The 14,779-nt window shown below is 60.1% G+C and carries 11 protein-coding genes; 10 read left to right on the plus strand and 1 reads right to left on the minus strand.

Annotation, left to right across the window (positions count from 1 at the left end):
- Nucleotides 1-47: 47 nt before the first annotated feature.
- On the minus strand, nt 48-2,735 hold the full coding sequence (gene tssH / locus ACFPM8_RS00550; protein ID WP_378993875.1) for a type VI secretion system ATPase TssH: 2,688 nt from the start codon (nt 2,733-2,735) through the stop codon (nt 48-50).
- Nucleotides 2,736-3,051: 316 nt separating this feature from the next.
- Between tssH and ACFPM8_RS00555 the strand changes: the two genes are divergently transcribed.
- From ACFPM8_RS00555 to ACFPM8_RS00600, 10 genes are all read left to right on the plus strand, one after another.
- Nucleotides 3,052-3,651 carry a TagK domain-containing protein gene (locus ACFPM8_RS00555; RefSeq protein WP_378993877.1) on the plus strand — a complete coding sequence of 200 codons (600 nt, stop codon included), beginning with the start codon at nt 3,052-3,054 and terminating at the stop codon, nt 3,649-3,651.
- Entirely contained in the window at nt 3,648-4,154 is a 507-nt protein-coding gene (gene tssE / locus ACFPM8_RS00560; RefSeq protein ID WP_378993879.1) for a type VI secretion system baseplate subunit TssE, read from the plus strand. Before ACFPM8_RS00555 ends, tssE begins: the two co-directional genes overlap by 4 nt.
- A gap of 17 nt (nt 4,155-4,171) precedes the next feature.
- The gene (gene tssF / locus ACFPM8_RS00565) at nt 4,172-6,052 is read left to right on the plus strand and encodes a type VI secretion system baseplate subunit TssF (RefSeq protein WP_378993881.1); all 1,881 of its coding nucleotides are present in this window, start codon (nt 4,172-4,174) and stop codon (nt 6,050-6,052) included.
- A gap of 19 nt (nt 6,053-6,071) precedes the next feature.
- Nucleotides 6,072-7,142, plus strand: coding sequence for a type VI secretion system baseplate subunit TssG (gene tssG / locus ACFPM8_RS00570; protein ID WP_378993883.1), 1,071 nt, complete (start codon nt 6,072-6,074; stop codon nt 7,140-7,142).
- Nucleotides 7,129-8,184: a type VI secretion system protein TssA gene (tssA, locus tag ACFPM8_RS00575; RefSeq protein ID WP_378993885.1), complete on the plus strand. Its 1,056-nt coding sequence runs from the start codon at nt 7,129-7,131 to the stop codon at nt 8,182-8,184. Before tssG ends, tssA begins: the two co-directional genes overlap by 14 nt.
- A gap of 229 nt (nt 8,185-8,413) precedes the next feature.
- Nucleotides 8,414-9,253, plus strand: a complete 840-nt coding sequence (locus tag ACFPM8_RS00580; protein ID WP_378994023.1) for a fimbrial protein — start codon at nt 8,414-8,416, stop codon at nt 9,251-9,253.
- A 24-nt stretch (nt 9,254-9,277) separates the two neighbouring features.
- Nucleotides 9,278-10,645, plus strand: coding sequence for a GlcNAc-transferase family protein (locus ACFPM8_RS00585; RefSeq protein WP_378993887.1), 1,368 nt, complete (start codon nt 9,278-9,280; stop codon nt 10,643-10,645).
- A gap of 95 nt (nt 10,646-10,740) precedes the next feature.
- Nucleotides 10,741-12,099, plus strand: coding sequence for a GlcNAc-transferase family protein (locus tag ACFPM8_RS00590; protein WP_378993889.1), 1,359 nt, complete (start codon nt 10,741-10,743; stop codon nt 12,097-12,099).
- A 31-nt stretch (nt 12,100-12,130) separates the two neighbouring features.
- Nucleotides 12,131-12,817 (plus strand): DotU family type IV/VI secretion system protein, encoded by a 687-nt coding sequence (locus ACFPM8_RS00595; RefSeq protein WP_378993891.1) that lies wholly within the window; start codon nt 12,131-12,133, stop codon nt 12,815-12,817.
- Nucleotides 12,814-14,469, plus strand: a complete 1,656-nt coding sequence (locus tag ACFPM8_RS00600; protein WP_378993893.1) for an OmpA family protein — start codon at nt 12,814-12,816, stop codon at nt 14,467-14,469. The genes ACFPM8_RS00595 and ACFPM8_RS00600 overlap by 4 nt, the downstream gene beginning before the upstream one ends.
- Nucleotides 14,470-14,779: the final 310 nt, after the last annotated feature.

Below are 14,779 nucleotides of genomic sequence, written 5' to 3' on the forward strand. Positions count from 1 at the left end.
GATTTCTCCATGCAGGGAAGTGATTTGATGATGGTGCATGCCTGCCACTATTCCCGATATTCAAGCTGGCGCTCGGCTTGATGTTCGGCTTGATGCTCGGCCAGATACACGAACGCATCTTCCGCCACCTCGATCCGAATCCGCGTGATGCCGGCGGTGGCGCCCTGCGCAGTCAGCCAGTAACGGCTCAGGCCCGGCAGTATCCGCTGCTCGATAAAACTGATCAGCATGCGGGCGCCGGTCTCGGCCACCGGGCAGCGGCTGACGATGTGCTGCACCACTTGCGGGCTGTATTCCAGTGCGATCTCGTGATTGCGCAGCATGCGCTCGCAGATGCGGTCCAGATGCAGGCACACGATGCGCGACAGGGTGGCGTTCATCAGCGGCAGGTACGGCACCACGCACACCCGGCCGACAAACGCCGCCGGGAAGATTTTCAGCAATTCCGGTTGCAGCACATCGCGCAAGGCGTCGGTATCCGGCATCGGGTCCGGGTCTTCGCACAAGCCGGCCAGCAGTTCGCCGCCGACATTGCTGGTCAACAGCAGCACCGTGTTCCTGAAGTCGATCCGACGGCCCTCACCGTCTTCCATCCAGCCTTTGTCGAACACTTGATAAAACACTTCGTGGACATCGGGATGCGCTTTCTCGATCTCGTCCAGCAGCACCACGCTATACGGACGCCGCCGCACCGCTTCGGTCAGGACTCCGCCCTCGCCGTAACCGACATAACCCGGCGGTGCGCCCTTCAGCGAGGAAACGGTATGCGCTTCCTGGTATTCGCTCATATTGATGGTGATCAGATTCTGCTCGCCGCCGTAGAGAGTGTCGGCGATGGCCAGCGCGGTTTCGGTCTTGCCGACGCCGGACGGTCCGACCAGCAGGAAGACGCCGATCGGCTTGCCCGGGTCGGCCAGATTGGCGCGTGCGGTCTGGATCCGCTGGCTGACCAGATCCAGTGCGGCCGGCTGGCCGATCACCCGTTGCGCCAGCCGCGCCGGCAATTCCAGCACGGCGTCGATTTCATCCTGCAACATGCGGCCGACCGGAATCCCGGTCCAGTCGGCGACGATGGCAGCCACGACCGACACATTGACTTCGGCCTGGATCAACGGTGCATCTTGCTGCAGTGCGGCCAGCTCTGCTTCCAGCTCGCGCAAGGTCGCCATGCTGGCAGCTGCGTCCTCATCGGCAGTAGTTGCCAGCGCTCGGCGCGCTTGCAGCAGGTGCTTGGTCAGCGCCATTTCGACTTGCCAGCGTTCTTCCAGCGCCTGGGTTTCCTGTTCGATGTGGCCTATTCTGGCGCGCAGCTTGGCCGCCTGTTCCTGATGGTCCTTGCCCAGACCTTGTTCCTTGTCCAGCAAGCCAAGTTCGACTTGCATCGCGTCCAACTGGAAGCGCAGCATTTGCAAGGCTGCCGGCGGCGCATGCAAAGTCACGGCGACCCGCGCGCAGGCGGTGTCGAGCAGGCTGATGGCCTTGTCCGGCAACTGGCGAGCGGGAATGTAGCGGTGCGACAGTTTGACCGCGGCAGCGACCGCCTCATCCAGGATCCAGATGTCGTGATGCTTTTCCAGCGTGCCGACCAGACCGCGCAACATGATGATGGCGTTGGTTTCTTCCGGCTCCGGTACCTGCAACACCTGGAACCGGCGGCTCAGCGCCGGATCTTTTTCTATATGACGCTTGTATTCGCTCCAGGTGGTGGCGCCGATGGTGCGCAGGGCGCCGCGCGCCAGCGCCGGCTTCAGCAGATTGGCGGCGTCGCCGGTACCGGCCGCGCCGCCGGCCCCGACCAGCGTATGCACTTCGTCGACAAACAGGATCACTGGCTGTATCGAGGCCGCAGCCTCTTCCAGCACCGCCTTCAGGCGCGCCTCGAATTCCCCTTTCATGCTGGCCCCAGCCAGCAATGCGCCGACATCGAGCGACAGCAGCCGGACTTCGGCCAGCGCCGGCGGCACTTCGGCGCGCGCGATCGCCAGTGCGAACCCTTCGACCACCGCGGTTTTGCCGACCCCGGCCTCACCGCTCAGCAAGGGATTGTTTTGCCGTCGGCGCAGCAGGATATCGACCATGGTGCGGATTTCATGCTCACGGCCGATCACCGGATCGATCTTGCCTTCGCGCGCCAGCTGGGTCAGGTCGGCGCAATAACGGGCCAGCGCGGATTTGCCGGAACCGTTATCCGCCATTGCGCCGCTGGCCTCGCCGGGCAGTGCGGCGGGCAGCCGGCTGCCGTCAAACGCGGCTTCATCGCTTTCGATCGAGCCATGGACGATGGCCGGCAGCAAGTCCGCCAACTGTTCCACCGGGATCGCTTGAAAGGTCGGCGAAATGCCGAGCAGCAGCCGGCGCAATTCCGGCGTCGACAGCAGCGCCAGCAACAAATGCCCGCTACGCACCTTGTGCTCGCCGAACTCCAGCGTAGCGACCATCCAGGCCCGTTCTACCGCCGCTTCGATGTGATGCGAAAAATCGCTGATCGAGCCGGCGCCGGCCGGCAACTGGCTCAGCGCTTTGGCGAAGTCCTGCTCCAGCGCATCCGCCTCGATCTGAAAATGCCGGGCCACCCGCTTGAAGTCGGAATCGCCGGACTGCCAAAGCTGATGCAACCAGTGCACCAGCTCGACATAGGGGTTGCCGCGCAATTTACAAAATGCGGTTGCACTTTCCAGATTCTTGAAAAGCGTGAGATCGAGTTTGCCGAACAAAGCTTGGCGAGAGATGGCCATAGGAGATTGAATTAGTTTGAATACAAAATGAAGATCGGATACGGACGCAAGCCAAGCTATCGCGCGCACCGTGTTATGAAATAGACAAGCGCACAAATGGTACACAAGGCGCTTCATTTAAAAAATCAGATAACTCTGAAAAGTAATGATAAGAATCCGCTCCGCTTGCATAAGAAGCGCCGCAATCCTGATCGGGTGACGAAATTGCCGTACGCATAGATGCAGCAATTTTCAGAAAATTCTTACCTTTCCGCGCTGTCCTGCTCGTCATAATTCTCGTTTCTTGCGCGTGAATTAATCCAACGGGAACACAGTAATGAATGTTGAATTGCTTGGTCATGACGGGCAGCCGGTAAATGACGGTGACCTGATTGCATTGGCCGGACCGCAATCGCTGCGCGACCTGCGGCAAGCGCCGAATGCTGACGTACGAGAATGGCGCGATACCTCGTTTGACAGACAGGCCTGGAGCAACGACGCGTCCGGCACCACTGCCGATGCATCCGACCCGCTGGCCGCCCTGTGGCTCGAATATCGGCAGGCGCTGATGCACCGCGAGCGCGCAAGCGCGCACGACTTGAGCAGCAGCGACCGATACCGCGGCAGCCCGGTTCCCGACGATCCGTTTGCGCCGTACTCCGAACGCTTGTCGGGAGGATCGTTGCTGGAGGATCTGCTCGGCGCGCAACACTTGTTCGGCGCGGTGGTCGCCGAACTGGATCGGTTCGGCGACCACACCCTGTTTGCCGAGGAACCGACAACCGAGATCCTGCGCCTGCTGGCGCCGCCGGGCGCAGCCATCCAGCCGAATCCGCCTGCTGCGCAACTGGCGCAACGCGAACATCACATGATCAGCATGGATAGCCATTTCCAGATTTCCAGCAGCACCACTGACGCCAGCCGGGAAGCAGCATGAGCCGGCCTGGACAGCGGCAACGCCACATCTATTTGCCGACACTGATAGATCGCCTGCAGGACGACGCCCCCAACCGTCTCACCGAACGGCCGCAAGAGTATGCCTTCGATGTCCGCGGCATGCGCGCCATTGTCCAGCGCGATCTGGCGCTGTTACTGAATACCACCAACCTGAGCGATCAAATTGACGAACAGCGCTTTCCAGCGGCGACGGCATCGGTGCTCAACTACGGCGTGCCGACCTTGTCCGGCAGTTATGTCGCCGATCGCAAATGGGAGCAAATCGCCGCGTTGATAAAAAAGGCAATTCTGGATTTCGAACCGCGATTGATTCCGGAATCGCTAACGGTCACGCCGCTCAACGACGCCAGAAATCCCAGCCGCTACAACATCTTGATGTTCGAGTTGAACGGGCTGGTGCACTGGTCGCCCTATCCGCTTGAATTCCGGATCCAGAGCGCGTTCGACCTGGAAAACGCCAGCATAAATTTGCAACAAGTCTAATTAGCCGAAAGCATTCGATGGATTCCAATTTTCTCGACTACTACAGCCGCGAACTGAGCTACATGCGGGAAATGGCCGGCGAATTCGCTGCCCAGCATCCCAAGATCGCCAGCCGGCTGGGCATGCAGGGCATAGAAATTGCCGATCCCTACGTGGAGCGAATGATCGAATCGTTCTGCTTTCTGTCGGCCCGCACCCAACTCAAGCTGGATGCGGAGTTTCCGCGCTTTACCCAGCGCTTGCTGGAGGTGATCTATCCCAACTATGCGGCGCCGACGCCGTCGATGGCGGTGGCGCGGATGCAGCCGAACAAAATGCAAAGCCACCTCAACGGCGGCTTCAAAGTACCGCGCGACAGCCAATTCGAGGCCACCATTCCGGCCGGTGAACAAACCGCCTGTGAATTCCGCAGCAGCCAGGACGTGACCTTGTGGCCGATCGAAATCGTCGACGCAAAATTGACTGCGGTGCCGCCGGACATCCCGGATATGGGACGTCACCTGTCGCCGCACATGCAGTTGCGCGGTGCGCTGCGCCTGCGCTTGCGGACCATAGGCGAAGCGAAATTTTCCGAGCTTAAGGGACTGGATCGCCTGCCTGTGTATATCGGCGGCGACGAACGCATTGCCTCGCATTTGTTCGAACTGATCCATGCCGGCAGTGTGGCCTCGGTGGTGCGCCGACATGGCGCCGCCCGCGGCGACGGTCATGTGGTCGGCAAACAAGCGGTCGAATTCGAAGGCTTGCGCGCCGATCAAGGCTTGCTGCCATTGCAATGGAACACTTTCCACGGCCACAATCTGCTGCATGAATATTTCGCCTGCCGCCAGCGCTTCTATTTCTTCGCGCTAACGCAGCTGGCGCCGGGACTCGCGCACGTCAAGGGCAACCAGGCCGAAATCGTGATTCTGCTGGATCGCTTGCCGATGGAGCTGGCGCCTCATGTCGATGCTTCCCGCTTCCAGTTGTTCTGCACCCCTATCGTCAACCTGTTTCCCAAGCGTATAGACCGCATCGCAATCAACCGCGCCTTGACCGACTTCCATGTGCTGCCGGACCGCAGCCGGCCGCTCGACTATGAAGTTTTTTCGGTGTCGCGCGTATTCGGTCAGCAAGCCGAAAACAAAACCGAAGTCGGCTTCAATCCGCTCTATCAAACCCTGCATAGCGACACCGGCAATAGCGGCCGCTACTTCTCGGTACGACGTGAACAGCGCTTGTTGTCCGACAATGCGCGCAAATACGGAACCCGCACCTCGTATACCGGCAGCGAAGTCTTTCTGTCGCTGGTCGATCAGGCCGAAGCGCCGTATGCAGACGATATCCGTTACCTGTCGGTCGAGGCGCTGGTGACCAATCGCGACCTGCCGCGCCTGGTTCCGAGAAACGGCATCAACGATCTGAGCATGCCGGACTCGGTGCCGGTCGAAGGCGTCACGCTGGTGCACCCTCCCAGCGCGCCGCGCGCACCGTTTGCCCACGGCGAGACGGCCTGGCGCTTGATCCGGCAACTAAGCTTCAACTACATGCCGCTGTCCGACCTCGATCACAGCGAAGGCGGCCAGGCGCTGCGCAACATGCTGCGTCTGTTTGTAGCGCACAACGAGCACGAGCAACATGCCCAGATCGACAGCCTGGTCGGCAGCAAAACCGAACCGGTGGTGCGGCGCCTGCCCGGCCATGGCCTGCTGGTATACGGCCGCGGCGTGCGTTGCAGCCTGACGGTGGATGAGACCGGTTTCTCCGGCGCCAGTCCGTACCTGTTCGGTCTGATACTGGAGCAATACCTGGCGCGCCATGTCTCGATCAACGTGTTCACCGAGACCGAACTGCATTCGATGCAACGCGGCCTGGTCACGCGCTGGCCGGCGCGCATGGGCGGCCGGGGGGCGGTATGACAAGCATGAAAGTGCCGCGATGAACGCCCCGCTCCCCGCCAATATCGGTCTATCGCTCGAACCGGAGGAATTGAACGCCTGGTTTGACGAAAAAGCGCCCTGGAATGCCGGCTTCCTGAGTTTGTTGCGGGCCGTCGCCGCCCGCCATCCGGCCATGCCGCTGCCGGGCACCGCCAGTCTGCCGCGGGAAGAACCTTACCGCATCGGTCAACAGCCGTCGATGGCATTTGCCCCGCGTGAAATCGCCTCGCTGACGCGCCGCCACGGCAAGCTGGATATCCGCTTGCTCGGACTCGGCCTGTGGGGGCCGCAAGGGCCGTTGCCGCTGCACCTGACCGAGCTCGCCTATAACCGTGCCGAAGGTCATCAAGACCATACGCTGGTGGCATTCGCCGACCTGTTCCATCATCGCGCTTTATCGTTGTTGTACCGCGCCTGGTCGTCGTCGCAGGCCACCGCCTCGCTGGATCGCGGCGACGATGAAAAATTCTCGTTCTATGTCGGCAGCCTGACCGGGATCGCCCCGCAAGAAGCGCAACATTCGTGCCTGCCGACCCATGCCCGGCTGGCCAGCGCCGCCCATCTGGTGCGCGAGGCCCGCAATCCGGATGGCATCGCCGCCACGCTCTCCTATTATTTCGGGGTGCCGGTGGCAATCGAGGAAAGCATCTTTCAATGGGTAGCCATCGCCGCGGCCGAACACAGCAAGCTCGGCCGGCCCGGCCCGGCTTCGGTCATGGGGGAAGGCGCGCTGCTGGGTGAAATGATCCCCGACTGCCAGCATAAATTCCGTCTGGTGGTCGGCCCGCTGGAACTCGACCAGTACTTGCGCTTTACGCCGCACGGCGCCGACTTGCCGACCTTGGTCGAATGGGTCCGGTCCTTCATCGGTTACGAGTATGCGTGGGAACTGAAACTGCTGATCAAGCCGCGCGCCGCGCCGCCGGCACGCGCCGATACCGCACAAAAACTCGGCTATTCGACCTGGCTCGGCCAAGCTCCGGACCTGCAGCCGGTCACCGGCATGGTGTTCGAGCCGGAACAATACGACATCCGCACTTCACCTGCTCACCATCATGAATTCAATTAAAAAAACCATTGCATTACGCTACCCCGACCTGCTGGAGCCGGTTGCCGCCGACAGCCCGTGCGGCCCCAACCTGGAATACGACTCGGCCTTCATCATGCTGCTAGCCGCGACCGCGCCAAAATCGGATAGCCAGTACGGCGACTTCGTCGGCACCCCGGAACCGATCAACTGGGCCGACGTCGAGCGCGATTGCCGCGCCCTGCTGATGCGCAGCAAGGACATCCGGCTGCTGGTCCTGCTGATGCGCAGCCGCATCCGGCAAGACGGCGCAGAAGGACTGCGCGACGGCCTGGCGTTGCTGCAAGCGATGCTGGAGCGCTATCCGCAACAGATACACCCGGCGCTGTTCGACGACGGCGAGCACGATCCGGTCATGCATGCCAACGCGCTGGCCGGGCTGGCGGAGCATAGCGGCATATTGGCCGATATGCGCAACATTTCTCTGCCCAAGGCAGCCGGGCTGCAATTGCAACTGCGCGACCTGGAAAAATCGTTCGCACTGCCGCGCCAGAAGGATGCCATGCCGCCCGAAGCTAGCGGCCGCCTGCTCAAGGAACTGACTGCCAAGCGCGACCGCCAGTTGCTGGCGCTGACTGAAGCGCAGCAACTGGCGGCGCACATCACAAGCACTGTCAATGCCGCCTTGGGCGACGATGCGCCTGATCTGGGCATGCTGAACTCCTTGCTGCAACCGTTCGCGCCAGCCGGCAACGAGACCGTCTGCGCCGCCCAGCCGGCTGCCGCAAGCGACGCCGAACCGGAGGCAACGCCACAGCCGGCCCAGCATCAGTCAATGACAGCGGTGCAAAACCCGGAACACGGCGCCGCAACGGTCAGCGCCGCACCGCAGCCGCGCAGGGATCGCTGGACCGCACTGGCCGCGCTACGGGATGTGCGCGACTGGTTCGAACAAAATGAACCAAGCAGTCCGGTCATCGTGCTGCTGCTTCAGGCGGAACGCATGGTCGGCAAAAGATTCTCGGAACTGGCGCACATCATTCCTGCCGATTTGCTGGCGAAATGGGATACAGCGGATGAATAAACAACCGCATGAACGGCATATCAAGATCCGGCGGTCATCGTCAAGCTCGGCTTTACCGCATTCTCGATGCCATTTATTGTCATTTAATTGGAACCTGACCATGAAAAAGACGCTCGCCCTGCCTGGTTTTATCTGTCTTCTACTTGCACAATCAGCGTTCGCCGAATGCAAAATGAAGGCGGGCGTCGGCACCATGCAGGCCAGCGTGCTGTTCCCGAGCCCAATCATGATGCCGTCAAACACGGCAATTGATAGCGTGATAGCCACAGCCTACAGTGGCGCCTGGCCGACATCCATTTATGCGATTTGCAGACCCGGAGGCAGCACAACCTACAACATTGTCAACATGGGGCCAGAAATCCCGGTGTCGCGCGTTTATCCGACCAAGCTGCCCGGCATCGGCATCAGAATCACCTCGCAGCAAGCCGACGGCGGCTCGGGCTTTCCGGCCATCGACAAAGTACTCAATATTTTCACCAGCTGGCCCGACCCCAAGTCACTCGCGTTTACTGCCGGCTCCAATATGAAGGTGGAACTCATTAAAACCGGTCCGTTTATCCGTCCCGGCACAGCCATCGAAGGCGTGCTGGCCAAACAAACCCTGGACAGTGGAGAAATTGCGTCGGAAGTCAGAAGCAATCGGGTAGAAATCAAGGAAGCAAGCGACTGCGTCGTTTCAGCGCCTTCGCTCACCATCGACTTCGGCAGCTTTGGCCCAAAGACTTTTATCGGCGATACCGGCCCGGCGCAGCCCATCAATTTCAGCGTCAAATGCTCCGGCGGCAGCGTGGCATCAATCACCGCAACCTTATCCGCATTCCCCGATGCCGGCAATGCTAATGCCATTGCCATCAACGGCACCGCCCGAGGCATGGCAATTCAAATCTCGGACAAGGAAAGCGGCAAGATATTGCAGCCGAACAATCTCACCAGCGTGCTAATCAAGCAGGCTGGCACGCATGGCACGCCGGTCGATTTCCAGCTGAACGGCACAGTAGTAAAAAACGGTCGTACGCTAGCAGCCGGCCCATTCGGCGCAATCGCCACGATTAATCTGATGTACAACTAAGAACCCGTTCGAAATCTGTCAACAATGCAGAATACGATTTTTGTTCAAATTGCCAGCTATCGGGATCATCAACTGCTGCCCACCTTAAGCGACCTGATCGAGCAAGCCGCGCATCCGGAATTACTGCGTATCGTGGTGTGCTGGCAGCATGCGGAAAACGAAACGATCAGCGATTTCCTGCAGCAAGGCTACATCGCACAGGGCAGCGAACAGAAGCTGGGCGACACCGTACACACTCTCAGCTACCGCCATGCCGGCATCCAGCTGATCGATGTGCATTACCTGAAAACCCAAGGCGCGTGCTGGGCGCGCAATAAAATCCAGCAACACTACCGCGCCGAAAAATACACGCTGCAACTCGATTCCCACCACCGCTTCGTCCCGCGCTGGGACAGCTTGCTGATCGAGATGCTGGAATCGCTCAGGGAGCACAGCCCCAAACCGTTATTGACGACCTATCTGCCCGCTTTCGATCCGGATAATGACCCCGCCGGCCGCGACTGCAATGTGCGCAAGATGTGTTTTGATCGTTTCACCGCGCGCGGCGTGGTCCTGTTCCTCTCGGGCGCCGTCGATAACTGGCAACAACGCAGCCGGCCACTACGGGCCCGGTTCTATAGCGCGCACTTCGCCTTCGCCGACGGCCGCTTTGCCGAGGAAGTCCAGCATGATCCGGAATATTTTTTCCACGGCGAAGAAATCTCCATCGGCGTCCGGGCGTTTACCCACGGCTACGATTTGTACCATCCGCATCGGCTGGTGGCCTGGCACGAATATCTGCGCAAAGGCCGAGCCAAGGTATGGGACGACCATACCACTCCGGCCAAACAGAGCGGCGACATTGCCGAAGACTGGGTCGAGCGCAATGCCAAATGCCACAACAGAAATCGCGTCCTGTTCGGCATGGATGGCGAAGATCCATCGCAAATCGATTTTTGCAAATACGGTTTCGGCAACAGCAGAACGCTCAGGCAATTCGAAGAATATGCCGGCATCAGTTTCAAGCATCGCGGCGTGCAACAAGCGGTACGGGACAATATCGACCCGCATCCGGACTGCCGGAATCATGGTTCTGAGGAGGAATGGCTCGGCACGCTTTCCCGTTCCAATGAAATTCGCATATGCATACACAAAAACGATCTTGGCGAGGTCCTTGACGATTATGCGTTCTGGTATCTCGGCATTCACGACACTGCCGGGCTGGAAATCCATCGCCGCGATCTGAGCCGGCGTGAAATCGATGCGCACTTGCGCCAGGATTGGTGGATTTACCGCCTCGCTTTCATCTCCGGTCTCGGCAAGATTCCAAAGAGCTACACCGTTTGGCCGTACCGTAGGTCCGACGGATGGGCCAACAAGACCGAACGGCCGATCGAATTGCCAACGGTATAGAAGCGCACGCCCGGTCCAGGATTTCCGTTCACCGGATTTTTCAAGAATTTTCTGATCACTTTGCCGCCGCTCAGCGACGACAATTAACGGCAATTATGAAAAATTCTATTTTTATCCAGATTGCCAGCTATCGGGATCATCAACTGCTGCCCACCTTAAGCGACCTGATCGAGCAAGCCGCGCATCCGGAATTACTGCGTATCGTAGTGTGCTGGCAGCATGCGGAAAACGAAACGATCGGTGATTTCCTGCAGCAAGGCTACATCGCCCAGGGCAGCGAACAAAAGCTGGGCGACACCCTGCACACACTCAGTTATCGCCATGCCTGCATCCAGCTGATCGATGTGCATTACCTGAAAACCCAAGGCGCGTGCTGGGCGCGCAATAAAATCCAGCAACACTACGACGCCGAAAAATACACGCTGCAACTCGATTCCCACCACCGCTTCGTCCGGCACTGGGACAGCTTGCTGATCGAGATGCTGGAATCGCTCAGGGAGCGCAGCCCCAAGCCGCTATTGACGGCCTACCTGCCTTCTTTCGATCCGGATGACGACCCCGCCGGCCGCCAGAATATGCCTAGCAAAATGAACTTCGATCGTTTCATACCGGAAGGCGCGGTATTTTTCCGGCCGTCCGCCATCGGCGACTGGCAACAACGCAGCCGGCCACTGCGGGCCCGGTTCTATAGCGCGCACTTTGCCTTCGCGGATGGCTGTTTTGCCGTTGAAGTCCAACACGATCCGGAATACTTTTTCCACGGCGAGGAAATTTCGATCGGCGTTCGGGCGTTTACCCATGGCTACGATTTGTATCATCCGCATCGGCTGGTGGCCTGGCACGAATATCTACGCAAGGGCCGGGCCAAAGTATGGGACGACCACACCACTCCGGCCAAACAGAGCGGCGACATTGCCGAAGACTGGGTCGAGCGCAATGCCAAATGCCACAACAGGAATCGCATCCTGTTCGGCATGGATGGCGAAGATCCATCGCAAATCGATTTTTGCAAATACGGTTTCGGCAACAGCAGAACGCTCAAGCAATTCGAGGAATATGCCGGCATCAGCTTCGGGCATCGTGCAGTCCAGCAAGCGGTTCTGGATCGGGCCGAACCGGAACCGGACTATCGCAGCTACGGCTCGGATGAGGAATGGCTGAACACGCTGACGCGTTCCAACGATATCTGCATTTGCATCCACAAGAACGAGCTCGACCAGATTCCTGACGACTATGACTTCTGGTATATAGGCGCCCATGACGAGCATGGACATGAGATCCATCGTCAGGATCTCGACCAGCAACAGATCAATCGATACCTGGATCAGGAATGGATCATTTTCCAGTTCGTTTTCCTGTCCGATCCGACCAGGATTCCCAAGAGCTACACCGTTTGGCCGCACAGCAAGTCAAGCGGCTGGATGAAAAAAATCGACCGGCCCATCACTTCTTAAAACACCCCGCTCGCGAACCGTCCCCGGAACCATGACCTCCCATTCAACTCGCTCGCTGCGTGCCCTGTTGCGCGACACGGCGTTGCAAATTGCGTTATTGCCGCAACAGCCCGGCATTCCGGCCATGCCTATCTGGCGAACTCGCTGCGGCATTCTTATCGCGCAGCTACGGCTCGCCATGCGCGAAGCCGATTACGACGAAACCTTGATTGCCGAAGCCGCTTATGCGCAATGTGCGCTGCTTGACGAAGCCGCGTTGCGGCATTTGCCCGACGACCAGCGTCGCGAATGGCAACGAGAATCGCTGGAAATGCATTTTTTTTCCAGCGACGAGGCCGCCGACGCAATTTATCAACGCCTGGAAAGCCTGCTGCGGCAACCCGCGCCATCGGCCGAGCGGCTGGCCCTGTATGACTTGGTGCTGGGCCTTGGTTTCGGCGGCCGCTATCCGGACCAGGATGACGCCGGCCGGCAGCGCCTGGTTGCCGGACTCGTTCGCGCCATGCAGTCCGGTGAGCCAACGCCCGCATTGCCGACTCGGCCCGGTGTCCAGCGTCGGCGGCTACCGGCTCGCGCCATCGCGCTATTGGGCTGGAGCGCGCTTGGCATCGGCGTCAGCCTGATGCTCTGGCTGACACTGGAGCGGCAGCTCGGCCACAGCACGCAGCGCCTGTTCCAGCTGCAGACCGTAGCTGCCGGCATGACACAGGAGAAATGAACGTGCGCCCTTCCTATCCACTGCCGGCCTTGCTGCTATGGGCTGCCTTCCTGTCCATCGGACTGGTCCTGTTCTGCCTGCCATTGACGGCCTCGGCCCAATGGTCGACCACCGTCGCCATCCTGCTCATCACAGTGCTGGCTTGGTTTGCAATCCGGCGCAAATCCGCCACGGCTACGCATATTAGCAATAGCGGCGCCGTATCGATTGCACCGCAATTGCCGGTGATCCTGGTGATCGGCCCGCATGCTTCGGCCTTGTTTGCTCATAGCGGCCAGCCGTCATCGATCAGACAACATGCCGATGCCATCTGGCTGCACGTCGACAACCCGGCGCAATTGAGCCAGGCCATCGCCTCATTGCACGCCACCCGGCAGCGCTATCCGCAGGCCGCGTTGCTACCCCTGATGCCGGATTGCGGCCGCGACGATGCCGTATTGCGCGGCGAGTTCGCACAATGGCAGCGAGCGTTGGCTGACATCACCCATCATCCCGATTGCACGCTTCCCTGTTATGTCGCGATCTATGCGCAACTGGCCGGGCAACGCGGTCTGTACGCATCGACGACGGCCACCTGGCTGGGAGAAACGGCAAATCCAGATGACATCCAGCGCGGCAAGCGCGATCTGCGGCGCAGCATGCAGGCGATCCGACAGCGGCTTGAACGCAGCACGCTATCGGCCTCGCGGCCGCTGGACGCCGGACGCAACACACTCGGCCTGGCCCTGCTGGACTGGTTGCACGACAGCGCGTTGGCGACGACGCTTACGGCGCTCACCGCTACTGCGCCGCTGGTGCCGGCCGGCGTGATGCTGGCCGATGTAGCGCTCGCGCCAAACCGCTCCGGCGCCTGGTCGCGCTGGTTGGCCGCCAGAAGCGGACTGCAACTGCCAGTCGGCACAACCAGCGCCGAAGCGCTGCCCTTGCCGGCTTTTCTACCATCGCAGTCATCGGAACCTGCCGCACCTAGCGCGTCGCCATGGTGGCGTGCCGCTTGCCATGCGCTATGGCTGTCCCTGCTGGCCTTATGTCTGGCTTTGCTCAGTTCTGCCTGGAACAACCAGCAACTAATCCAGCGCCTGACGGATAATCTGGAGCGTTACTGGGCGACGTCGGATGCGCAGTCGGATGCCAAGCGCGCAGCAATGCGAACACTGCTGCAGGACCGCTCGGCACTGCAGGAATACGCGCAACTTGGCGTCCCTGTCCGACTAAGCTGGGGCTTGTATCGCGGAACGGCCCTGCTGCCGGTGCTCGATGGTGCGATCGCCAGCTATCGTCCGCCCGAATTGACCAGCGTCACGCTCGATTCCGTGCTGCTGTTCGAGACCGGCAAGACCGCCCTCAGAGACGGTGCGGCGCAAGCTCTGCAGCAAGCGTTGATGCTGATCCAACGCAACCAGAAAAAGAATGTGCTGATCGCCGGCCACACCGACAACATCGGCTCCCCCGACAGCAACGTCGCGTTATCCGAAGCCCGCGCCCGCGCGGTACGCGACTGGTTCGTCAAAAAATCCGATCTGCCGGTCACGCATTTCGCGATCCAGGGTTACGGCGACAGCCGTCCGCTAGTCGGAAATGACCGCGAGGACGGGCGCGCTCGCAATCGGCGGGTGGAAATTTCACTGATACCTGATCCGGGCGCGCACTGAAGCCGGGGCGGCAATCCGGCAATATTGGCACCGGATGACTGTGGCGCATGCCTCGCCTCCGGAATTGGCGAGCTTGAAAACCCTGCCGTAGATTTGCAGGGAGGACCATGAAGGCCTCCCTGAACCGACTACGCATCACTCCATGAACTCGCCTGTACCTACCAACGGACTATCGGCGATCATAACGTTCCTATAGGCGGGTCCGTGTCCGTTGGTGTTGGTGTTGGTGTTGGTGTTGGTGTTGGTGTTGGTGTTGGTGTTGGTGTTGGTGTTGGTGTTGGTGTTGGTGTTGGTGTTGGTGTTGGTGTTG

This window comes from Paraherbaspirillum soli (assembly GCF_042654985.1).
Classification (GTDB): Bacteria; Pseudomonadota; Gammaproteobacteria; order Burkholderiales; family Burkholderiaceae_D; genus Paraherbaspirillum; species Paraherbaspirillum soli.